The organism is Idiomarina xiamenensis 10-D-4 (genome assembly GCF_000299895.1).
GTDB lineage: Bacteria > Pseudomonadota > Gammaproteobacteria > Enterobacterales > Alteromonadaceae > Idiomarina > Idiomarina xiamenensis.
On record NZ_AMRG01000005.1, the window covers coordinates 163,712 to 186,222 of the forward strand.

Consider the following 22,511-nt stretch of genomic DNA (forward strand, 5'->3'; position numbering starts at 1 on the left):
CTAGTCCAGCGGCTTACCGGCAGCGATGGTTTCTTGCGTGATTTGCGCATTATTGTCTAAGCGATCAAGCAATTTCATGAGATGCTCATGGTCGGCAGGGCTGAAACCCGCTAACATTTGCGCACGGATTTTCATGACTTTTTCTTGCACTTGCTCTAACACCGTTTTGCCTTTTTTGGTGAAGTGCAATAGTCGTGCGCGGCGGTCGGCTTCGCTTGCTTCGCGTTTAATCAAGCCGTCGTCTTCGAGCTTGGTGAGGGTACGCGTCAGTGACGGCAGTTCGATACCCAGTTCACGCGCTAAAATAATTTGTGAGCAACCATCACCTAAGCGCGACAAATAATACATGGCTAACCAACTGCTTTGGGTCAGGTTCATTGGCTTGACCGCCAAATCAATAGCATGTCGCCACTGCAGGGTGACCTTTGAGAGCTTCATGCCAAGCTCGGTCTTGCGCAGCAAATGCTGATTCATTAAGTGATGTTCTGTCATAGTGATCGACTCTCTTATTATGGTAGGCAATAGTTGCCAAGCTGCCCCTATTGTAGGTATAAAGCAGCGCGACTGTCGATGACGATGTTAAAGGATTTCACGCAAATGCTGGTGATGCTCGATAATTACGATTCATTTAGCCACAATTTGGCGCGTTATTTTGCCGAGTTAGGTCACCCGCTGCAGGTGATCCGTAACGACGCCATTAGCCTCGACGAACTGGTGGCGCTGCGGCCAACGGCGTTAATTATTTCGCCGGGCCCATGTACGCCAAATGAATCCGGTATTTCGTTGGCTGCTATCGACTATTTTGCTGGACGCATACCGCTACTTGGTGTGTGCTTAGGCCATCAAGCCATCGCCCAGGTGTTTGGCGCGAAAATCGTTCGGGCGCAGCAAGTCATGCATGGTAAAACCTCGCAATTGAGTCATCGCCAGCAGGGGTTGTTTAAGGGTTTACCGATGCCGCTAACGGTAACCCGCTATCATTCGTTGTTGATTGCTAACGATTCATTACCGGCTTGTTTTGTGGTGGATGCAGAATGCCAAAATAGTGCTGGTGAGCTTGAAATTATGGCCATTCGCCACCGTCAGTTAGCGATTTATGGCGTGCAATTTCATCCCGAATCGGTGTTGACCGAGGCCGGACACCAGCTGCTTGATAATTTTTTGCAACAGCTAGCAGCGCCTGAAGATGAATGAGTAGCGCTCTGCTTAACGTCATATAGTCATCAAGGTTGTCGGCGATTTATGGTCGCTTGTGCTATTTTACCTCGGTGCTGCTTTATCTTGTGCTGGTCAGGCGCCTAGGTTATTCATTGAAGGAGTTGTCACTCGTTATGTATCAGTTTTTTAGCGTCTCGACCGAAGGTGGTAGCCGTGATCCCGCCATTAAGTTGGAAAAGCGTTTTATTAATTATCTGATCAGCTTTCCTTTCGCTCGTCAGCAGCGCGAAGGTGGCAATGACGACGAGGACAAGGTGCAACAACGCCGTGCGTTATTGGACGTTGAGCGTATCAGTCACCAAGAGCGGGAGCGTAAGCGCCACGCGCGGCAACGTTATGTCGAGCGCATTTCAGAAGAATTACACAGTGAAGTCCATCGGCGTGTATTACTGGCGATTGATGACCCTGAATCGATTCGCACCAAAGTCGTACCGATGCCGGAAAACTTGCCTGCGTTACTCGACACGGTATCGCTGCGGGCAGCGTCGATGGCTAAAATTGAGGCGCTGGCCTGCGACCTTGATTGGTTTCGTGATGGCCTCGTGCGGGTGGTGAATAATCCGCCGTTCGTTAATCGTCGCAAAGATAAACAAATGCGCTTAGAAAATTTGCGCGTGGCGATGAGCTTTGTCGGCAGCGAGAACTTGCGTGTACTGACCCCGGCGTTCGCGTTGCAAAACTGGCTACCGCCAGCAACCCAGCCGTTTACCTTATTCCGACGTAAAGTTTGGGAACATAGCTTACAAACCGCCATCCTGTCGCAAGCGGTGGCGGAGCAGATGTCGCTACGCGACCCGGTGCTCGCCTATACCATGGGGATGTTCCATGAGCTGGGTAAAATTGCGTTAACTAAATTATATTTACGAATTTTCGACGAAGTTCAGCGTGAGCAAGCGTTAGCGACTATTAACGACCATTCGCCGGATAGGCATAACGCCATTCAAAAGCTGATCCCGGACGAGCAGTTCCTACGTGATCTCATGCTGGCGCTGGATAAGCGTGTTAGCTATCTGACGGTGCAGGGCTGGCATCTAGAACGGTTACCGATCAGTGAGCATTTGCTGAGTTATACCCAAAATCAACACATTGATGACATGAGCAATTATGCCAAAGCGTTGGCACAAGCGAATGCCTACAGCGAGTATCGTATGCTCAAACAAGTTGACTTAGTTGATAAAGAGGACGCGGCACAGCTGTTCAAGCGCTACCAGATTAGCGCCGAACAAATTAGCCAGCTCAAACATGTCAATTTGAAACGTCCGCGGATGGTCTCGGTCGACGATTAGTCAGGCAAAGACCCAGAAGCGAAAAAAAATTTGCGTATTGATGCGCGTTAATTCGCGAAAAACTGGATAGCTATTCATGCAGGCTGCAAATCTACGCTGACGACCACTTTTTTTATCAAACAAGCTGTTAACAAGCCAGACACGACGCCTAATTTTTGCGATAATGGACGGCTTTCACGGGTTGTTTGTGCGCTGCGATATTCTCGTTCAAATCAACATCAACGCCGCCCAAATGCCCCTCATCAGGTGCCGGTCAAGTCGACTGGCTTACGACATAGACAGGATTCAGGAGTCATCCATGGCAGACAAAATGCACGTGACACGGGCTACATTCGACGACGTTATGGTTCCCAACTACAACCCGGCTAAAATGGTGCCGGTCAAAGGTGAAGGTTCTCGCGTTTGGGATCAAGACGGTCGTGAGTACGTCGATTTTGCTGGCGGTATTGCGGTGAACTGTTTGGGTCATTGCCACCCGGCGATGGTTAACGCATTGACCGAGCAGGGCAATAAATTATGGCACTTGAGCAACGTATTTACCAATGAGCCAGCTTTGCGTTTAGCGAGCAAATTAACCGCCTCGACCTTTGCCGATCGCGTTTATTTTGCCAACTCCGGCGCTGAAGCTAACGAAGCGGCGTTAAAACTCGCGCGTCGTTGGGCGTTAGAGCAGCATGGCGAAGACAAACAACAAATTATCGCCTTCACTAAAGGTTTCCACGGTCGTACTTTCTTTACCGTGACCGTTGGAGGACAACCGGCTTACTCGGATGGCTTTGGTCCTAAACCAGGCGCTATCGAACACATTCCTTATAACGATTTAGCGGCGCTAGAAAAGCTGATGTCGGATAAAACCTGTGCGGTGATGATGGAGCCGTTGCAGGGTGAAGGTGGCGTTATTGAAGCCGACAAAGCGTTCTTGCAAGGTGTGCGTGACCTTTGTGATAAACACAATGTGCTGTTGATTTTTGACGAAGTACAAACCGGGTTTGGCCGCACGGGTTCATTATATTGTTATCAACAGTACGGTGTCGTGCCTGATATTTTAGCCACGGCTAAATCGCTAGGTGGTGGTTTCCCTATCGGTGCCATGTTAACCACTAAAGCCATTGCTGAGCACTTAAAGCCGGGCACGCATGGTAGCACCTATGGCGGTAACCCGCTGGCTTGTGCGGTTGCCGAAGCGGTGTTTGACGTGGTTAACAGCGACGATGTGTTAAACGGTGTGAAAGCTCGCGAACAGCTATTCAAGCAACACCTGCAACGCATCAATGACAAATATCAGGTTTTTGACGAAGTGCGTGGTAAAGGTTTGTTATTAGGTGCCGCATTGAACAGTGACTATGAAGGTCGTGCGCGTGACTTTTTAAATGCCGCCGCCGAAGAGGGCGTAATGGTGTTAGTTGCGGGTCCTAATGTAGTGCGCTTTACGCCGTCGCTGATCATTCCCGAGGCAGACATCGACGCCGGTATGGAACGCTTTGAAAAAGCAGTAGCGAAGGTTGTCGGCTAAGCCGGCAGTTCGCAGGAGACGCTTATGTTGGTCATTCGCCCAATTGCCCCCAGCGATTATGCTGCATTGTATGATTGTGCTGTTGAATCGGGCCATGGTTTTACCTCGCTACCGGTCGATCAAGGCTTGTTAGAGCGGCGTATTAGCCGTGCCCAAGAAGCCTTTGCCCGGCAGCAGGTCAGCGAGCCTGGTGACGAGGGCTATCTGTTTGTCATGGAAGACACCAGCAACGGTCATATTTGTGGGGTGAGTGGTATCGAGGCGGCGGTCGGTTTGACCGACGCCTTTTACCATTACCATATGGGTAAAGTGGTTCACCATTCCAAGGCGCTGGATATTTATAACGCGCTGGATACCTTAACCCTTTGCAACGACTACACCGGTGTATCTGAGTTATGCACGCTGTTTTTGCGTGAACCTTTTCGGAAAGGCCTGAATGGGCGCACGTTATCGCGCTTTAGAATGCTCTTCATGGCCGAATTTAAGTCGCGTTTTAGCGACTGGGTGATCGCCGAAATGCGCGGTGTGTCGGATGATAATGGTGATTCGCCATTTTGGACATGGCTACAGCAGAATTTCTTTTCGATGGACTTTCCGCAGGCTGACTATTTGACCGGAATTGGCGAGAAAACCTTCGTTGCCGAGTTAATGCCGAAGTTTCCAATTTACGTCAACTTACTCGATAAAGCCGCCCGTGATGTCATCGGGCAGGTGCATGATAATACCCGCCCAGCGTTGAAATTATTGCAATCGGAAGGCTTTCGCTTCCGCGGCTATATCGATATTTTTGATGCCGGCCCCACGGTCGAAGCCGAAGTCAGTAATTTACGTAGCGTGCGTAATAGCCGTCGAGTCGAGGTACGCATCGGTGAACCGACAGGCGGTGAAGCCCATATTATTTGTAACACGTCGTTAGCGAACTTCCGCGCCGCGCAAGTTCAGCTTAGCGTCGATGATGGACGCGTCACACTTGATGCCGCCAGCGCCAGTGCTTTGCAGTTAAGCGACGGTGACTTGGCGCGCATTGTTGCATTGTAAGCGCATTGATCGTAAGCGCGTCTTAAGGAGATGCTTAATGTCAGAACAAGTACAGTTTATTAATGGTCGTTGGCAGCCTGGCGCTGGTGATACCTTTGAATCTATCGATCCAGCCAAAGACGAAGTCGTTTGGCAAGCTCAAGGGGCTACCGAAGCCCAGGTCGATGAGGCCGTTATGGCGGCTCGACACGCGTTTGTCGGTTGGGCCGAGCGCGATTTTTCCGAACGTTTGGCGATTTGTCAGCGTTTTGCGGAGTTGCTGGAACAGAATAAAGAAGCGTTAGCGCTAGTGATCGCGCGTGAAACCGGTAAGCCGTTATGGGAAACCCGTACCGAAGTGGCTGCCATGATCGGCAAGGTGGCAATTTCCGAACGTGCCTATCAAGAACGTACCGGTACCGTTGAAAACCCAATGCCTGCAGGTAAGGCGTTTATTCGCCATAAGCCACACGGTGTGGTTGCTGTCTATGGCCCCTATAACTTCCCCGGACATCTGCCGAACGGTCACATTGTGCCGTCATTATTGGCCGGTAATACCGTGGTCTTTAAGCCGAGCGAATTAACCCCGATGGTGGCGCAAGAGACGGTTAAATTATGGCAGCAAGCGGGTTTGCCTGAAGGTGTGCTGAACTTGGTTCAAGGCGAGGTTGAAACCGGTAAGGCGTTATCGGCGCACCCGCAAATTGACGGTTTGTACTTTACCGGCTCGTCTAACACCGGTCATTTATTGCATAAACAGTTTGGTGGTCGCCCCGATAAAATTCTGGCGTTGGAAATGGGCGGTAACAACCCATTAATCGTGCAGAATGTTAGCGATATCGACGCTGCGGTTCACGATATTATTCAGTCAGCTTTTATTACCTCTGGGCAACGTTGCACCTGCGCACGCCGCTTGTTTATTGAGAACAATGACAACGGTAATGCGATTTTAAAACGCTTGTTAGAAGTGGCTGAAGCGATTCAAGTTGGTGAGTACGATGCTGAACAGCAGCCGTTTATGGGCGCCATGATCTCGGCTAAAGCGGCCGCAGATATGGTTTCCGCGCAACAGCGTTTAATCGAAGCGGGTGCTAAACCGCTGTTAAAAATGAAACAGTTGGAGCACAACAAAGGCTTCGTCACGCCCGGTATTTTAGATGTCAGTCGGGTTGAAGAAATGCCGGACGAGGAACACTTTGGGCCATTACTGAAAGTTTATCGTTATGATGACTTAGACGCCGCTATCGAAGAAGCTAACAACACCCGTTATGGCTTGTCAGCGGGTATGTTATGCGATTCTGAAGAGACTTATCGCTACTTCTTTAAGCGTATTCGTGCCGGTATTGTTAACTGGAATAAGCCGATTACCGGTGCCAGCAGCGCTGCACCTTTCGGTGGTATTGGTGCCAGCGGTAACCACCGCGCCAGCGCCTATTATGCTGCTGATTACTGCGCCTACCCGGTGGCCTCGGTTGAAGCTGAACAAGTGACGATGCCAGAAAAATTACAACCCGGCCTGACTTTCTAAAAGAGTTCTTGGCTATGCTTTAAAAGCCAGTTATCAGTTTGATAGCTGGCTTTTTTATTGTGTTTTGATGCGATAGCCGCCATTATCAATGCGCTCGTTGGCGCTCGCCAATAACGCGTGAGTCGTGCTATGGTACTTTTCATTTTGCAGGTGAAACGGCGATGATAGTTGAAAGCGATGGCTATATAGAACTGATTCAGTATCTGACCGGTCAACTGTCGGTGTTTGCCACCGGAGCTAACACCGTCGCGTCAGAACAAGCCGACTACACGCTACGTGAACTGTTTGAAGAGCGCCTCGCCAGCAACATCATGGCGGTATGCCAACAACACCAGCTCGATCAAAGCCAACGCCTAGATATTATTCGTGAAACCGATGCCGTACTTTATGATTTAGAAGAAGTGTTGTCATCGGTACTCAATAATCACCCGACCCCCGAACAAGAAGCTTTTGCCGAAGAGTTTATCGGCTTAGTGAAGAACTTATTTGATACTCGTATAAACGCAGGTTAAGCGCATGAAAGCAGTGGTAAAGTGGGTTGCCGAAGAAACCTTTATGGGCACCTCAGAAAGCGGTCACCAAGTGGTGTTAGATGCCAATAAGGGCGCTCATGCGCCCAGCCCAATGGAAAACGTGTTGATTTCTTTGGGGGGCTGCTCGTCGGTTGATGTGGTCTCTATTTTACAAAAAGCACGACAATACATTACCGATTGTCGCTGCGAGATCAGCGCCGAACGCGCCGATGCGGTGCCAGCGGTATTTACCCGTATTCATTTGCACTTTGTGGTGAGCGGTTTTGCCGTCGCCGAAAAACATGTTGAACGTGCGGTAGCGTTGTCCGCCGATAAATATTGTTCGGTAGCGAAGATGCTAGAAAAAGCGGTGACTATTAGCCATAGCTTTGCCATCGAAGAGGCGCCACGTCCGGCATGAATTATCGCCATGCCTATCATGCCGGTAATTTTGCCGATGTATTCAAGCACTGCTTGTGGTATCAGTGCTTAAGCTATTTACAGCAAAAAGACACGCCCTATTTTGTCTTAGATAGTCACGGTGGTATCGGTTTATACGAATTAACCGGTGAGCAAGCCAGCAAAACCGCCGAATGGCAGCAAGGCATTGCGCGCGTTATCGACGATAGCCAAGCACCGGCGCTGATGCAGCCCTATCTGGATGCGGTGCGCTTGATGAACCGCGATAACATGAGCCTGCGCTGGTATCCCGGCTCGCCGCTATTAACCTCGGCGTTATTACGTGACCAAGACCGGGCAGTGGTGTGCGAACTGCATCCCGAAGATGGCCCCGCGTTAGCGCAAAACCTCGGTCGTAGTCACGCTCACCGCGTGCATTTAGGGGACGGCTATCAGGCGCTTAAACATTACTTACCGCCACAGCAGAAGCGCGGTATCGTATTGATTGACCCGCCGTTTGAGAAACCCGACGAGTTCAGTGCCATGTTGGCAGCCATTAAAGTTCATGTTAAGCAATGGCGGCATGCGTCGATGGCGCTTTGGTATCCGATTAAAGATCCGTTGGCTATCGCCACATTTCAGCAGCAAATTGCCGCTATACCGCAGTTGGCAAAAACGCTTGCGGTCGATTTTTGTGTGCGTGAAGCAAATACCGACAAGGGGTTGCACGGTTGTGGCATGATTTTAGTTAATCCGGCCTATGGTGTGGTGCAATCGTTGCCGCAATGGCTACCTTATTTAACCGAGCGTTTGGCGCAAGGGCCCGGCGCGCGATGGGATAGCCGCTGGTTGGTGGCTGACGCTAACTAACCATTAACGGTTATTGAGCCAATCGATTTGCGCGCGCGCACTTTGCTTTTTATCAAGAATTTGCTCGATCAGTGGCATTAAAATCAATTCCATGGCGAACACCATTTTGCCACCCGGTACCACCAACGTGTTCATACGAGACATAAAGGCGCCGTCGATCATCTGCAAGTAATAAGGAAAATCGACGTCTTTCATGCCACGAAAACGAATCACTACAAAGCTTTCATCCAACGAAGGGATATCTTTAGCACTAAAGGGGTTAGAGGTATCCACCGTAGGCACGCGTTGAAAGTTAATATGAGTGCGCGAGAACTGCGGTACGATATGGTGAATATAGTCCTCCATACTGCGCACAATACTTTGCGTAACCGCTTCGCGCGAGTGGCCACGCTCTTGGGTATCGCGGATCAGTTTTTGAATCCATTCCAGGTTAACAATAGGTACCATGCCAATCAATAAATCGACATGCTTGGCAACATCGTAGCTGTCGCCGCACACACCACCGTGCAAACCTTCATAAAACAGGGCATCGGTGTGCTCAGGCAGCGCTTCCCAAGGGGTAAAGGTGCCCGGCATTTGATTATAAGGAACGGCGTCGTCAAAGCTGTGCAGATAGCGCCGAATTTCACCTTGCCCGGTTTCACCATAGGCTTTAAACAAGCCCTCTAAACGCTGAAAATCGTTGGCCTCGGGGCCAAAGTAACTGATGTGTCGGCCCTGTTCTTGCGCCTTCCGAATGGCTAAGTCCATTTCTGGGCGCGAATAGCGATGAAAGCTATCACCCTCGACAAATGCCGCCGACAGATCCAAGGTTCGGAAAATATGCCGTAACGCTTGACCTGTGGTGGTGGTACCTGCTCCTGACGAACCGGTTACCGCGATGATGGGATGCTTTGCAGACATATCGTCCTCGAAAATAGAGCCAACCGTTGTTATACGGGGTTGAGTTAGGGTAGGTCAAGTTAACATTTTTATTACAAGGCAGCAGCGTAGCGCTAATAATGCGGTGGCGGTGGCTCTTGGCTGGCATCGGCGTTAGGTAGTGCATCGTCATCGCGTAAGTTTTTCACTTTGCTTGCAACCAACTTTAACTGCTGCTGCAACTGCTGTAACTCGCGGCTTTGCTGAGTCACTAAATGATTCAACGAATCAATGACGTCGTCTTGAAAAGCTAACTGGCTTTCCAGTTTATCCATACGCTGGATTAACGCTTTATCTGTCATAACTATCCTCAGATAGGAGTGAATATCAAGGTTGCGACGCAGGTTTGTTAGCGCTGTCCTGACCCAGCATGATTTGCCAGCGTTCGGCTAGACCTGCTGAGCTTTCGCTAAGTAGTTGATTATCGTCGCGAGTTAAACCCAATGCTAATACCGCGGCACTAGCTGGGCGGTGCTGTTCGGGTAAATTAATCGACCAATGGCGCAGCGCCTCGCCGTCGCTCACTTGCCAAACGGTAATACGTCGTGATGGCGCGCCGGTAATAAAATAGCGACCGTCGTGGCTAAAGGTTGCGGCGCTAAAAATACGCTGTCGGTCAAAAAAGCGCAACTTTGTCTGACGTTGACCGTCGGGTAAACGCCAAATATTGGCATTGTCTTTACTGTCGGCACTAAAAGCGTAACGACCTTGCGCATCTAAGGCTACCTGCGTGACGCGGCTGTCGTGTTGCCAGCGATGAACAATTTGGCCACTCTCGGTATCCCATAAGATGGCGTTATGATCGTTGCTACCGCTAAGCACATAACGGCCATTGGCGGATATGGCTAACGCGTTGACGCGTTCACTGTGCCCATAAAACTCCAGTCGGCGGCCACTATTGGGATTGAAAGCGATTTGCATACCATTAGTTTTGGCGAGCACGATAACGGTACCGTTGGCGCTGACTGCAAGCCGATGAATGCGGCCGTTACCAATATGCCAATAACCCAGCGACTCGCCGCTACTCACTTGCCACAACGAAAAGTCCTGACTATCGGCTAACGCCGCAACTTCACCACTGGCACTGATGTCGACGTCGACAATTTGTTGACCGCTATTATGCCGCCAATGGTAATAGTCGCCGCGCTCGTCGGCAAACCAGAGACTAGCGCTGCCGTCGTCGTTAGCGACCAGCGAGAAGCTGCCATCATTGGCGACGTCGGCACTAAAGCTGCTCTGATTGTCATGGCGAAACTCGGCCAATTTTTGCGGTGGTTCACTGCAAGCGCTGAGCAAGGTGGCAGTCAGGCTTGACAGTAATAACGCGGTTAACGGCTTCAACATAGGCAAGCGTACCTTTTCTTGTGTACTATAGGTTCTTGTATACTATAGGCTTCGACTCGCTGTTTTATTATGGCATAGTCTTAGGGCCTGTTGATCGTTGTCGCCGATAATGCCGATAAATCAACGATAAATGTCAATCGATCTGACAATAGCATAGTCAAGAACAACCTCTTGGAGATAATTATGAAGCACATCGCGAAGCCTTTGGCTTTGTCTGCAATCGCCCTGACTGTGGTCGCTTGCTCGAAGCAAGAACCGTATCCGGTGAGTGAGCAAAAACTAGAAAACCAACAAGACAAGCAAGCTTATGCCTTAGGTGCATCGGTGGGTAGCTTTGTCGCCGCTAACCTTGATCGCCAAGAAGAAGCCGACTTAGTGTTAGATCGTAATGTGGTTATCGCTGGTTTTGTGGACGCGGTAAAAGACAGCAGCAAGTTGTCAGACAAAGAAGCCGAGGATCTGCTCAATGAGTTACGTGAGCAAGCGGTTAAACAACGCCAAGAAGTGCTGGGTGCTAAAGCCAAGAAAGAAGGTGAAGATTACTTAGCCGAAAACGCTAAGCGTGATGGCGTTAAAGTCACCGACTCGGGCTTGCAGTATGAAGTTTTACGTGAAGGCGATGGTGCACAACCGCAGGCCGACGACTTTGTTGAAGTTCACTATAAGGGCACCTTAGTCAATGGTGACGTATTCGACAGTTCTTACGAGCGTCAAAAACCTACCGTATTAGCCTTGAATCGCGTTATCTCGGGTTGGACTGAGGGGTTACAGCTAATGAAAGTGGGTGCTAAATACCGCTTTGTGATCCCTGCTGAGCTGGCCTATGGCGACCGTGAGATGGGCGGCGGTGATATTCCACCTAATTCGACATTGATTTTTGAAGTTGAGCTACTGGATATCAAAAATCCTGAGCAAGACAGCGGCGAATAACGCTGGCTAAAAATCATAGTCGAAAAAGGCGGTGCATTAGCGCCGCCTTTTTTATTGTCTGCTCACAGCAAGCTTTGTTGGTCTAAATCGCCGAGCAGGCGGTCTTCAAACTCCAGACGTAATTCAATCGCTTCGCCAAGCGCCGATAAGTCACGGTCGAAAGTGGCAAATTCGCTGTCTGCAGCGATATTGCCGTAGCGGTCATTAAAGTCCAGCGCGATATCGGTGGTGTCGGCGATCAGCGGAAATAAGTCGTCGGTTAAACGACCAATTTCATGGCCACGGCTAACATGCTCGCGAGTAATATGGTCATACACCTCAAAATGCCCAGCCGACACATAGTCGACCAGTTGCCCGCAAAACTCGCGAATACTTTCAATTGCAGGGAGTTCTTGCTGATCCTTGGTATAAGGTGGAAGCCCTGCTAACTGACAGTAACCGACCAGCAATTGCTGACGCTCATTAAGCCAGTGGTCGATAGCCTGATTGTTGCCACCCCACCTTTGTTTGGCTTTTTCAGCGCGGGTTAACATGGTTTTCTCCTGCCTTTTTCTCTCCTATGAATGTATAGCTAGGGTATAATGCTCGTCAACGAATTGATAGCCCCAAAACGTTAACAACTGTTGAGGTGAAACATGGTTAAACCGAATGTCCGGCCCGCCGCCGACGAACCCTGCTGGTGGTTCATCGTGGTGGCCGGTGAAGTGATTGTTACTGACGCCTCACCACGCGTGCCATTTGGTTGCCAAGCGGATTTACCGTTGCCCGACTTGCAAGACTATACCGTGCTGCAATTAGGCGAATTACGTGAGCGCCCTTGTTATTTGGTGATGGCGGATTATGGTGACCAACAGTTTAGCGGCTTAGGTGAGTTCCAGTCGCTAAGAGTGCTGTTATTCGAAGATGAAGCGTTATTTGCCATGGCTGGGCGTGCCAGCCAGGTTGCCGAGTTTTTATTAACTCACCGTTATTGCGGGCGCTGTGGTAGTCGTATGGAAACCATCGAATGGGAGTTGGCAACACAATGCTCGCGCTGTTCTCATCGCTGCTATCCGCGTATCTCGCCATGCATCATCGTCGCCATTCGACGCGGACGGCAGTTGTTATTAGCCCGTGGTAAACGTCATAAAGCCGGTTTGTATTCCATTTTAGCGGGCTTTGTCGAAACCGGTGAGTCGTTAGAACAAGCGTTGCACCGTGAGGTGATGGAAGAGGCCGGTATTGAAGTTAATCAGCTACAGTATCACTTTAGTCAGCCGTGGCCGTTTCCGCACTCGCTGATGATGGGCTATACCGCTGTTTGGCAGGCTGGTCAGTTACGCCTCGATCCGCTGGAATTAGAACAGGGCGATTGGTTTGACATTGATCAGTTGCCGCAGACACCACCGGCAGGGACGATTGCGCATCGCCTGATCGAACTGTCGAAAGCATTGATAACTGCAGAGAGCTGATGGCGGTAATAAAAACCCCTTCACGAGTGAAGGGGATAAGTAGCGCAGTTGAGGACTCGCTGCAGCGAGCTTTCTTGTTGTTTTTTTGTTACGCCATGTAGTTATAGCAGAGCATTTGCGCTAGCTCAAGTAAAGGCCTGCCAATAGCAGCCCGATTGGCATGGGATTCCAGTGCAGATACTGGTAAAATCACGCCGTTTTTTTGTACATTCGCCGATTTAAAACCGGCCACGGCAGTTGCCGAGCCAGCAAAGAGAGCGCCATGACTGAATTAAAGAATGATGTTTATTTACGTGCATTATTGCGCCAACCGACGACTCGCACGCCGATTTGGATGATGCGTCAGGCCGGTCGCTATTTACCTGAATATCGGGCGGTACGTGCCGAAGCTGGCGATTTCATGAGCGTTTGTCAAAACCCGGAGTTGGCCTGTGAAGTGACGCTGCAGCCGTTGCGTCGTTTTGCTTTAGATGCGGCGATTTTGTTTTCTGACATTCTAACCATTCCTGATGCCATGGGCCTGGGGCTCTATTTTGAAACCGGCGAAGGTCCGCGCTTTCAACGACCGTTACAAGATCACGCCAGCATCGCTGCGTTACCGATACCCGATCCAGAACAAGAATTACGTTATGTGATGGATGCGGTTCGTACCATTCGCCGCGAGTTAAAAGGTGAAGTACCCTTGATAGGGTTCTCTGGTAGTCCGTGGACATTGGCGACCTACATGGTGGAAGGCGGTAGTACAAAGAACTTTGCCAAAGTGAAGCAAATGGCTTTTGCCGAACCTCAAAGCCTGCACTTGTTGCTGAGCAAGTTGGCTGATGCGGTCACCCTGTACTTAAATGCACAAATTGCTGCCGGTGCGCAGGCGGTAATGATCTTTGATACTTGGGGCGGGGTGTTGTCACCACGCGATTACCGTGAGTTTTCGCTGGCCTATATGCAACGTATCGTCGATGGACTCACCCGCGAGGCAGAAGGTCGCCGCGTGCCGGTAACGCTATTTACCAAAAATGGTGGGCAATGGTTAGCCGATATGGCCGCTACTGGCGCCGACGCCTTAGGGGTCGATTGGACCACCGATTTGGCCAGTGCGCGGGCCGCTGTCGGTGAGCGGGTGGCGCTGCAAGGTAATATGGACCCGAGTATGCTGTACGCGTCGCCGCAGCGTATCCGTGATGAAGTGAAAACCATTCTAGCCAGTTATGGTGAAGGCCATGGGCACGTGTTTAACCTCGGTCATGGTATTCATCCGACAGTCGATCCAGAACATGCCGCCGCCTTCATTGATGCGGTACACGAGTTTAGTCCAGCCTACCATCGTTAAGCCTTTTTCAGCGCTGGTGGCAGGCCTGCTGCCAGCGCTCATCTTTACACTCTCTTTGCTTTTGCGGTAGAGCCTACATTCTAAGCGGTAAGCGGGCGTTACCTTGGCGCTGATGTCGTTAAAATACTAACAGTCCCTAAATCCTGTCATTTGCTTGAGGTAGTTATGGCAAAGCGTGCTCTATTTACTCCCGTTTCATTCGCGGTAGTTGCACTGGCGGTACTCACCGCTTATTTATTTATTATGAATGAAAAGCAGGTCACTCCTGAGCGCCAGCAACAGGTAGTGCCGGTTCGCATTCAAGAGGCGGCTATCAGCGAGTATCGCGATATCATCGAAGCGTTGGGTACGGCGCAGGCGAACGAATCCATTGTGGTTACTCCACAGCGACAGGATGTTGTTGAGCGTATTTATTTTGAAGATGGTGATTACGCTGAACAAGGTCAGTTACTGGTCGAGTTAAATTCGCGTGAAGAACAAGCCAATGTTCAAGAGCTCGAATTCCGTTTGGGCGAAGCGACTCGTCAGCTTGACCGTCTACAAAACTTAGCGCGCGAAAATGTTGCTTCGCGGCAACAGCTTGAAGAACAAGACGTGCTAGTGAAGGAAATTACCGCACAGTTAGAAGTCGCGCGTACCAAGCTGGCCGAAATGAAAATTTACGCACCCTTTGCCGGTCGTTTAGGCATTCGTCGCATCAGTATCGGTTCGTTAGTGGGGCCGGGCGACGAGATCACCACCTTGGATGACACTACCCCGATTAAAGTCGACTTTAATATCCCGGAACTGTATTTCGCCAGCTTGGCGGTAGGGCAAAAAGTCACCGCACGCTCAAGTGCGTATCCGGGAGAACAGTTTGAAGGCATCATTCAAAGCATCGATTCACGGGTGGACCCGTTAACCCGCTCGGTATTGGTACGGGCGCAGGTGAAAAATGAGGATGGCCGCTTACGGCCGGGCATGTTGCTGCGTATCAGCTTGCTACGTAGTATCGACGAGGCCATGATTTTACCGGAAAAAGCGATTTTACCGATTCAAGAACGCCAGTACGTGTACGTGGTTACCGATGATAATCGTGCGCGTCAGGTCGAGGTGACTATCGGCCGTCGTAAGCCTGGCATGGTAGAAATCACCAGTGGCCTGGAAGCGGGTGAAAAAGTGGTGGTAGAGGGACTTGTACGGTTACGTGACGGCGTACCTGTCAGCGTACAAGGAGGCTAAACCATGTTGTTATCTGATGTATCGGTAAAACGTCCGGTTTTTGCCACCGTTTTAAATATCCTGTTGGTGGTATTTGGTATTGTTGCCTTCACCATGCTACCGCTACGTGAATACCCGGATATTGATCGTCCTATTGTGTCGATCGATACCAACTATCGTGGGGCATCGGCTGAAATTGTCGAAACCCAGATCACGCAGGTTATTGAAGAACGTATCAGCGGTATCGAGGGTATAAAAAACATCTCTTCTAGCAGTCGGAATGGCCGCTCACGCATTAGTATCGAATTCACCTTGTCGCGTGACATCGATGCCGCGGCTAACGATGTGCGTGAACGAGTTTCGCGTGTATTGGATAACCTACCTGAACAGGTAGACCCGCCCGAAGTCTCGAAAGCGTCGTCGGATGAAAGCACCATCGTTTGGTATAACCTACGCAGCGACACCATGTCGGTGATTGAGCTTACCGATTACGCCAACCGCTATATTGTCGATCGCTTGGCGGTGGCCGACGGCGTGGCGCGTGTGGTTATCGGTGGTGACCGCAAATACGCGATGCGGGTGTGGTTAGATCGCGATGCTATGGCCGCGCGCGAGATCACCGTGACCGACGTTGAGAACCGTTTGCGCGAAGAAAACGTTGAGCTACCTGCCGGTGAGGTGGAGTCGGTCGACCGCGAATTCTCGGTGCGGGTTGCGCGAGCCTACTTGGACACCAGCGATTTCCGCAATATGGTGATCAAGCAAGGTGACGACGGCTATTTGGTACGCTTAGGCGAGATCGCCCGGGTTGAGTTGGGTGCCGAAGACGATAAAACCGATTTCCGTGGTAATGGCGTCAACATGGTCGGCTTGGGTATCGTCAAGCAGTCCAAAGCCAATACCCTATCGGTGGTCGAGAACGTTCGTGAAGAAATCAAGAATATCGAAGCGACGCTGCCAGAAACGATGTATTTGGCACCGAGCTACGATTCCTCGGTGTTTATTCAAGGCTCTATCGACGAGGTTTATAACACGCTGTTGATTGCCATGTGTTTGGTGGTCATCGTGATTTATCTGTTCCTTGGTACGGTGCGTGCGACTATCGTGCCGGCAGCGACGGTGCCGGTGGCCATTATTGCCTCCTACATCGTCTTGCTAGCGTTGGGTTTTTCCATCAACTTGCTGACCTTGCTGGCGCTCGTGTTGGCGATTGGTCTGGTGGTCGATGACTCGATTGTTGTGCTAGAAAATATTTACCGACGCGTCGAAGAGGGCGAGCCGCCCTTGCTGGCCGCTTATCGCGGTGCCCGTGAAGTTGGCTTCGCGGTTATTGCAACCACGCTGGTGTTGATTGCGGTGTTTGTGCCGCTGGCCTTTTTGGAGGGCAATATCGGTAAGCTATTTACCGAGTTCGCCTTAGCGATGGCCGCAGCGGTGGCTTTCTCGAGTATTGCTGCGCTAACCATTACACCGATGTTAAGTTCTAAGCTACTGCAGCGTAAAGAGCGTAGCGGCTGGATTGGACGCAAGCTCGATGCTGGTTTCGCGCGTTTAGAGAGTGGCTATCTGCGGGTGTTACGGCGCTCGGTAGAAATTCCATCGTTGGCACTGGTGGTGGTTATTCTGTGTGGTGTTTGTAGTTACGGCTTGATGCAAATTATTCCGCAAGAGTTCGTGCCGCCAGAAGACCGCGGTACTTTCTATGTCAGCATCAAAGGCGCCGAAGGTGCGAGTTTTGAATCGAATTCACGCTACATGCGCGAAATCGAGAACATTTTGATGCCATACTTGGATAAAGATAAAAAGATCGACCGGCTGATCATCCGTTCACCGGGCTGGGGGAACTCAGCGGGTATTGCGATTGTTGGTGCGCTACCCTTTGAAGAACGCGATTGGTCGACTTTCGATTTAATGGATGAAGTACGTACTAAGCTGGAAAACGTTGTCGGTGTGCAAGCCTTTACGTTTATGCGCAGCGGCATCAGCGCAGGCGGTGGTCGGCCGGTGCAATTTGTGTTGCAAGGCAACACCTACGAACGGCTGGCGCAGTATCGTGACATTCTCATCGAAGAAGCTTCAACTAATCCGGGCTTAGTGCAACTGGACAGCGACTTTAAACAAACGCTACCGCAATTGCTGATTCAGATCGATCAGTCGCGCGCTGCTGACTTGGGCGTGGCTGTTGGAGACATTGGTCGAACGCTGGAAACCATGTTAGGTGAGCGGCGAGTGACCACTTACTTGGACCGTGGCGAAGAATACAACGTTATTCTTGAAGGTGAGCAATCTGACTATCGTAGTCCTAACGCCATTGATAATATTTATGTGCGTTCGGCCAACAGCGGCCGTTTGATCCCCTTGTCGAACTTGGTCACCGTGGAAGAAACCGCCACATCAGCCGAGTTGAACCGCTACAACCGCATGCGCAGTGTTACTATCGAAGCCAACTTGGCCGAGGGGTATTCGCTGGGCGAAGCGTTAAGTTATCTCGAGGATTTGGTTAAAGAGAAGCTGCCCGACGATGTCTCGATCGACTATAAAGGCGAATCGCAACTGTACAAAGAAAGTGGTAGTTCGATTATTTTCGTGTTTGGCATGGCGTTAGTGATCACCTTCTTGGTATTGGCGGCGCAATTTGAAAGCTTCATACACCCGTTAGTGATCATGCTGGCAGTGCCGTTGGCGCTGATCGGTGCCATGATTGGCTTATGGCTGGGTGGACAAACGCTGAATATTTATAGCCAGATCGGGATCGTCATGTTGATCGGCTTGGCGGCTAAGAACGGTATTTTGATCGTCGAATTTGCTAACCAGCTACGCGATGCCGGGATGAACATTGTTGATGCTGCATTGAAGGCGTCACAGCAGCGTTTACGTCCTATCGTGATGACGGCATTCACGACCTTAATGAGTGCGTTGCCGCTTATCTTGGGTACAGGTCCGGGCGCCGAGAGCCGGATGGTGATCGGCTTGGTCATTTTTGCCGGGGTAGCGGTATCGGCTTTCATGACTATTTTTGTGGTGCCTGCGCTGTATATTCTGTTAGCGAAAAACACCACCTCGCCGATGCAATTGTCACGTAAATTGGATGATTTGCACGAGCAGCATCCTGAGCGTAAAGGCGAGGGTGCCTAAGACGTCGCTTGGCAAATATAACTCACTAGCAAAAAAGGGCCTCAGGGCCCTTTTTTTGTGAGGTTTATCACAAAAATGCAGCAAGACCCCGTGGCCAGCTATGCTAACGCTTGTCGACCGAGTGGAGGTAGCCAGCATGCATACACACCATCGAATAGCGGGTTTCAGGAGTTTACTTGTGGCCGTGTTACTGTTTGTCCATAGCGATGTGTGGGCGCTCGCAACGCCACAGTCGCAGTTAACTGTTGCTAACATTGAAGGATATATGATCGTTCCGCAGCGTTCTTTCTATGGGCAGTGGCTGGGGGAGGATTTTATGACGAGTGTGCGCGATTATGGCGTACGACAAGTCGATACGGTTGGCTTATTTATCAGCGCTGTTGAATTGAACGACTTTGCGCAGCGGTTACCGTTGCTGAATAAACGTTGGCCTATTCATGCACTTCACCTACACGGTCAAGTCGATGCGGATAAGTCGAGCCAGTCAAGTGTTACGCTATCGCGCTTGAATGGCTACAGTGTAGTTTATCATGTCGCCGACAGTGTTACTGGCTACCGCATCATGACTTATCGTATCAAGGCCGATAAGGCGACCTTGATTAAGCCGTTATCGGGCCGCAGTATTGGTGCGCTTGATTGCAACTCGGCTGCTACCGCGGCCTTGTTGTTTGCCAGCGCCGATAGCCACATTGTGTCACTGACCCTTGCCCGAACACATTATCAAAGAGAGCCACTCTCCGAGACCAAGTTCGCTAACTACCTGCTCAATCAATCACTTCAGTTAGCTATGCAACGTGGCTTTACGGGCCCTTTCAAAACACTCCAATATCAACCTTTAGGTGGGCCAACGTTGCCTGGCGATGATGCAGTGGTTGACCCTGACCAGCATTGCGGCAAGTCAACATCATGCGAACGAGGCCTAAGTAGCTGTAGCGTGTTGAAAGGTGCGGTGTGCAACGATGACTAGTTGGCTGGTGGCGAGTGCATCAACTCAAATGCAGCAGCGCCTCTTCGCGGTCGACCGGTAAGCCAGCTAATACATTTCTGGCGTGAGCGGGGTGATTGGTAAAGATACCGTCTACCCCCATGCGATAAAGATCTTCGATATCGTGGGCTTCATCGACGGTAAATACGTACACCTGTAAGCCGCGTTGGTGTCCATCGGCGACGAGCTCAGGCGTGACAAAGTCGACATCGATGTGTACCGACCAAGCATTTAAGCGTTCTGCGAAGACGCAATAATCTAATGGACAACAGGTGGTCAGCGCGCCAATGACTTGTGTTGGCTGTTGTCGTTTGAGCTGTTGTAACCAGTGATGATTAAACGATGACACCAGCAATTGCTCGGGCGCAAATTGGCAAGCTTGTACGGCGTAATCCAAGCAGCTTCGCATGCGCTGGATATCGACCGGGCCTTTTAATTCAATATTAACCAAGCAGCGACCTGCGATAAAAGCCAATGCTTCGTTAAGGGTGGGGATACGTTGTTGGCCAAATATCTTCAGTTGACGCACTTGCGCCAAGGTCAAGTCGCATAGCCGACCTGGGGTCGCGGTTAAGCGCTCTAAATAGCGATCGTGGAATACAATTAATTCGTCTTCGATAGCATAGACATCTAACTCGATGCCATCGGCGCCAGCATCAAGCGCACGGCCAAAGGCCGCCAGCGTGTTTTCCGGGGCTTCAAAGCTAGCGCCGCGGTGAGCGATGATCTTCACAGTTGACGGCTTCCCATCGATTGCGCCTTACACCTCAGTAAACTTTTAGCTGGCGTTCAGTTAAACATAGCCGTGTTACCAACAGATGTCAGCAACACGATGTGGTTTAGGCCGGCGGGTTGATGCTAGCCATGACTTGGCCCATGCGAGTGACGGCTTCTGGCTGTAAGTCGTCGGCAAAGCGAATGCTGTCTTGCGGAAAGCACATCACCACGGTTGAACCGAGTTGAAATAAGCCCATCTCTTCGCCTTTTTGCAAACGTACGGCATCGTCACCCTGAGCCGGGTAATGCCAGCTATGCACTTTGGGGCCGCTAGGTGGTGTTACCACGCCGGCCCAACGGGTAGCGATGCTGGCAACGATAGTGGCGCCGACTAACACCATAGCAAAGGGACCGAATTCGCCGTCAAAAATGGCTACCACACGCTCGTTACGAGCGAATAGGCCGGGCACATTATTGGCAGTGAGCGGGTTTACCGAAAACAAATCACCGGGGACGTATGTCATTTTGCGCAACACACCGTCGCACGGCATATGAATACGATGGTAATCGCGTGGCGCCAGATAAATGGTGGCAAATTGACCGTTGTGAAACAGTTTGGCGTCTTGTTGGTCACCACCGAGCAAAGCCTCGACACTATAATCGTGTTGTTTAGCTTGAATGATTCGGTCGTCATCAATTGCGCCCAGCTGGCTAATGGCGCCATCGACCGGATGGGCTAATTGTCCTTCGGTTGCTGCTAACGGACGCAGCTCTGGCTTTAAATGACGAGTAAAAAACGCATTAAAGGTTTTGTAGTGCGACGGATCTTCATGAATGGCTTCGCTCATGTTGATGTTGTAGCGCTTAATAAACCAGCGAATAAAGGCCTGTGTGGCCCAACCGGCTTCGGCTTTCGCAAATTTGCCCATGAGCCGTGAAATCAACTTCTTCGGCATTATATATTGAGCTGTGATTTTGACTGAGTCTAAGCTTGATTTAGCCACCAGAACTACCTCTTTTTATCGGCTCGTGCAGGCCTTTGCGTTTCCATGGAGTCAATTATCCGATGAAAGTTCGCCAAACGCCATGCGTAAATATCGTTGTCGGCTACTGCTTGTTGAATTGCACAGCCGGGGTCATCGCGATGCTTACAGTCGCGGAACTTACAGCGTCCCAAGTAGGGACGAAAATCAATAAAACACCAAGCCACCCGCTCGGCGTCTAGATGCCAGAGCGAAAACTCACGAATACCGGGCGAGTCAATAATGGCTGCCTCGGCCGTTGAGCTAAACGGTGCCGCTAAGGCGTAGCGTGTAGCGACCGTGGTGGTGTGCTGGCCTAAGCCCGAATTATCCGAAACCTGTTGTGTCAGCGCTTCGACGTCGGGTAACAAGGCATTGACTAATGACGACTTACCCACGCCAGACTGCCCGACAAAGACCGAGACGCGATTATTCATGGCGTTGAACAGCGGGCTCAGACCATCTTGCTGACGGCTGCTGACACGTAAAACTCGGTAGCCAAGCTGTTCGTAGGCGGCTAAATAGGCGTCGATGTCGGCGCGTTCGCTAGCCTCCAGATCAACCAGCAGATCGACTTTATTGAGGACGATGACGGGTTCGATATCGGCGTCTTCGCATGCGACCAAATAACGATCGATAATTTGTGCGCTAAAACTCGGTAATACACTACTGACTATAAAAATTTGGTCGATGTTAGCTGCTACCGGCTTAATACCATCATAATAGTCGGGGCGCGACAGTAACGAGTGGCGCTCGTTGACCGCCTCAATCACGCCTGCGGGGCCTTCGCTTGCTTCTTTAGCGCGTCGCCAAATAACCTTATCGCCACATACCAATGATTCGACTGTACGTCGAATATGACAGCGGTGTAATTGCCCGTGCTGATCGGCAACATCGGCATGCTGCCCATAACGACTGACAATCACACCAGCCTCGGCGCTACCTAGCTGATCTTGTTGCCAGTCATCGGCGACGAGCTGGGGCTCCGGCTGGCCGGCTTTAGCTAAGCGCTTGCTATGATTGGCACGCACTCGCCGTTGTTGCCCTTTGTTCAGCTTTTGCCGTTTTGCCACTGTTTACCCATGTTAGTTACCTTGGTTAGAAAAAAGCCCGCATTGCGATGCAAAGTATCATAC

22 protein-coding genes are annotated in these 22,511 nt (G+C 50.7%); 14 read left to right on the forward strand and 8 right to left on the reverse strand.

Features of this window, described 5'->3' with window-relative positions; genetic code table 11:
- The gene (gene slyA / locus A10D4_RS05510; RefSeq protein WP_008488262.1) at window positions 1-492 is read right to left on the reverse strand and encodes a transcriptional regulator SlyA; all 492 of its coding nucleotides are present in this window, start codon (window positions 490-492) and stop codon (window positions 1-3) included.
- Window positions 493-597: 105 nt separating this feature from the next.
- Here slyA and A10D4_RS05515 point away from each other — a divergent pair, with 105 nt between their 5' ends.
- From A10D4_RS05515 to A10D4_RS05550, 8 genes are all read left to right on the forward strand, one after another.
- Entirely contained in the window at window positions 598-1,194 is a 597-nt protein-coding gene (locus A10D4_RS05515; RefSeq protein WP_008488263.1) for an anthranilate synthase component II, read from the forward strand.
- Window positions 1,195-1,331: 137 nt separating this feature from the next.
- Entirely contained in the window at window positions 1,332-2,504 is a 1,173-nt protein-coding gene (locus A10D4_RS05520) for an HDOD domain-containing protein (protein ID WP_008488264.1), read from the forward strand.
- 310 nt (window positions 2,505-2,814) lie between these two features.
- Window positions 2,815-4,017, forward strand: coding sequence for an aspartate aminotransferase family protein (locus A10D4_RS05525; RefSeq protein ID WP_156812086.1), 1,203 nt, complete (start codon window positions 2,815-2,817; stop codon window positions 4,015-4,017).
- 24 nt (window positions 4,018-4,041) lie between these two features.
- Window positions 4,042-5,055, forward strand: a complete 1,014-nt coding sequence (gene astA / locus A10D4_RS05530; protein ID WP_008488268.1) for an arginine N-succinyltransferase — start codon at window positions 4,042-4,044, stop codon at window positions 5,053-5,055.
- Window positions 5,056-5,092: 37 nt separating this feature from the next.
- Entirely contained in the window at window positions 5,093-6,562 is a 1,470-nt protein-coding gene (gene astD, locus A10D4_RS05535) for a succinylglutamate-semialdehyde dehydrogenase (protein WP_008488269.1), read from the forward strand.
- Window positions 6,563-6,723: 161 nt separating this feature from the next.
- Window positions 6,724-7,074, forward strand: a complete 351-nt coding sequence (locus tag A10D4_RS05540; RefSeq protein WP_008488270.1) for a DUF3802 family protein — start codon at window positions 6,724-6,726, stop codon at window positions 7,072-7,074.
- Between the two features lie 4 nt (window positions 7,075-7,078).
- On the forward strand, window positions 7,079-7,495 hold the full coding sequence (locus A10D4_RS05545; RefSeq protein WP_008488271.1) for an OsmC family protein: 417 nt from the start codon (window positions 7,079-7,081) through the stop codon (window positions 7,493-7,495).
- Entirely contained in the window at window positions 7,492-8,343 is an 852-nt protein-coding gene (locus tag A10D4_RS05550; protein ID WP_008488272.1) for a 23S rRNA (adenine(2030)-N(6))-methyltransferase RlmJ, read from the forward strand. Before A10D4_RS05545 ends, A10D4_RS05550 begins: the two co-directional genes overlap by 4 nt.
- A gap of 3 nt (window positions 8,344-8,346) precedes the next feature.
- Here the strand turns inward: A10D4_RS05550 and A10D4_RS05555 are convergent, their stop codons facing one another.
- From A10D4_RS05555 to A10D4_RS05565, 3 genes are all read right to left on the reverse strand, one after another.
- Window positions 8,347-9,246: a phosphoribulokinase gene (locus tag A10D4_RS05555; protein ID WP_008488273.1), complete on the reverse strand. Its 900-nt coding sequence runs from the start codon at window positions 9,244-9,246 to the stop codon at window positions 8,347-8,349.
- Between the two features lie 92 nt (window positions 9,247-9,338).
- Window positions 9,339-9,566: a SlyX family protein gene (locus A10D4_RS05560; protein WP_008488274.1), complete on the reverse strand. Its 228-nt coding sequence runs from the start codon at window positions 9,564-9,566 to the stop codon at window positions 9,339-9,341.
- Window positions 9,567-9,591: 25 nt separating this feature from the next.
- On the reverse strand, window positions 9,592-10,608 hold the full coding sequence (locus A10D4_RS05565) for a WD40 repeat domain-containing protein (protein ID WP_008488275.1): 1,017 nt from the start codon (window positions 10,606-10,608) through the stop codon (window positions 9,592-9,594).
- A 183-nt stretch (window positions 10,609-10,791) separates the two neighbouring features.
- On the opposite strand from A10D4_RS05565, the gene fkpA reads away from it, so the two are divergent.
- Window positions 10,792-11,538, forward strand: coding sequence for an FKBP-type peptidyl-prolyl cis-trans isomerase (gene fkpA / locus A10D4_RS05570; protein WP_008488277.1), 747 nt, complete (start codon window positions 10,792-10,794; stop codon window positions 11,536-11,538).
- Window positions 11,539-11,600: 62 nt separating this feature from the next.
- Here fkpA and A10D4_RS05575 read toward each other — a convergent pair whose 3' ends face one another.
- A complete protein-coding gene (locus A10D4_RS05575) occupies window positions 11,601-12,071 on the reverse strand; it encodes an Rsd/AlgQ family anti-sigma factor (RefSeq protein WP_008488278.1) in 471 nt (156 codons plus the stop codon).
- 102 nt (window positions 12,072-12,173) lie between these two features.
- On the opposite strand from A10D4_RS05575, the gene nudC reads away from it, so the two are divergent.
- The 5 genes from nudC to A10D4_RS05600 all read left to right on the forward strand — a co-directional run bounded on the left by nudC (window position 12,174) and on the right by A10D4_RS05600 (window position 19,618).
- Window positions 12,174-12,989 carry an NAD(+) diphosphatase gene (gene nudC, locus A10D4_RS05580; RefSeq protein ID WP_008488279.1) on the forward strand — a complete coding sequence of 272 codons (816 nt, stop codon included), beginning with the start codon at window positions 12,174-12,176 and terminating at the stop codon, window positions 12,987-12,989.
- 262 nt (window positions 12,990-13,251) lie between these two features.
- Window positions 13,252-14,316: a uroporphyrinogen decarboxylase gene (gene hemE, locus A10D4_RS05585; RefSeq protein ID WP_008488280.1), complete on the forward strand. Its 1,065-nt coding sequence runs from the start codon at window positions 13,252-13,254 to the stop codon at window positions 14,314-14,316.
- Window positions 14,317-14,481: 165 nt separating this feature from the next.
- Window positions 14,482-15,537: an efflux RND transporter periplasmic adaptor subunit gene (locus A10D4_RS05590; RefSeq protein WP_008488281.1), complete on the forward strand. Its 1,056-nt coding sequence runs from the start codon at window positions 14,482-14,484 to the stop codon at window positions 15,535-15,537.
- 3 nt (window positions 15,538-15,540) lie between these two features.
- Window positions 15,541-18,651, forward strand: a complete 3,111-nt coding sequence (locus A10D4_RS05595; RefSeq protein WP_008488282.1) for an efflux RND transporter permease subunit — start codon at window positions 15,541-15,543, stop codon at window positions 18,649-18,651.
- A gap of 178 nt (window positions 18,652-18,829) precedes the next feature.
- Window positions 18,830-19,618, forward strand: a complete 789-nt coding sequence (locus tag A10D4_RS05600; protein ID WP_008488284.1) for a hypothetical protein — start codon at window positions 18,830-18,832, stop codon at window positions 19,616-19,618.
- Between the two features lie 19 nt (window positions 19,619-19,637).
- On the opposite strand, the gene A10D4_RS05605 is transcribed toward A10D4_RS05600, so the two are convergent.
- The 3 genes from A10D4_RS05605 to rsgA all read right to left on the reverse strand — a co-directional run bounded on the left by A10D4_RS05605 (window position 19,638) and on the right by rsgA (window position 22,448).
- Window positions 19,638-20,369, reverse strand: coding sequence for a glycerophosphodiester phosphodiesterase (locus tag A10D4_RS05605; protein WP_008488286.1), 732 nt, complete (start codon window positions 20,367-20,369; stop codon window positions 19,638-19,640).
- Window positions 20,370-20,475: 106 nt separating this feature from the next.
- On the reverse strand, window positions 20,476-21,309 hold the full coding sequence (gene asd / locus A10D4_RS05610) for an archaetidylserine decarboxylase (RefSeq protein ID WP_051002092.1): 834 nt from the start codon (window positions 21,307-21,309) through the stop codon (window positions 20,476-20,478).
- Between the two features lie 53 nt (window positions 21,310-21,362).
- Window positions 21,363-22,448, reverse strand: coding sequence for a small ribosomal subunit biogenesis GTPase RsgA (gene rsgA, locus A10D4_RS05615; protein ID WP_008488288.1), 1,086 nt, complete (start codon window positions 22,446-22,448; stop codon window positions 21,363-21,365).
- Between the last annotated feature and the right edge of the window lie 63 nt (window positions 22,449-22,511).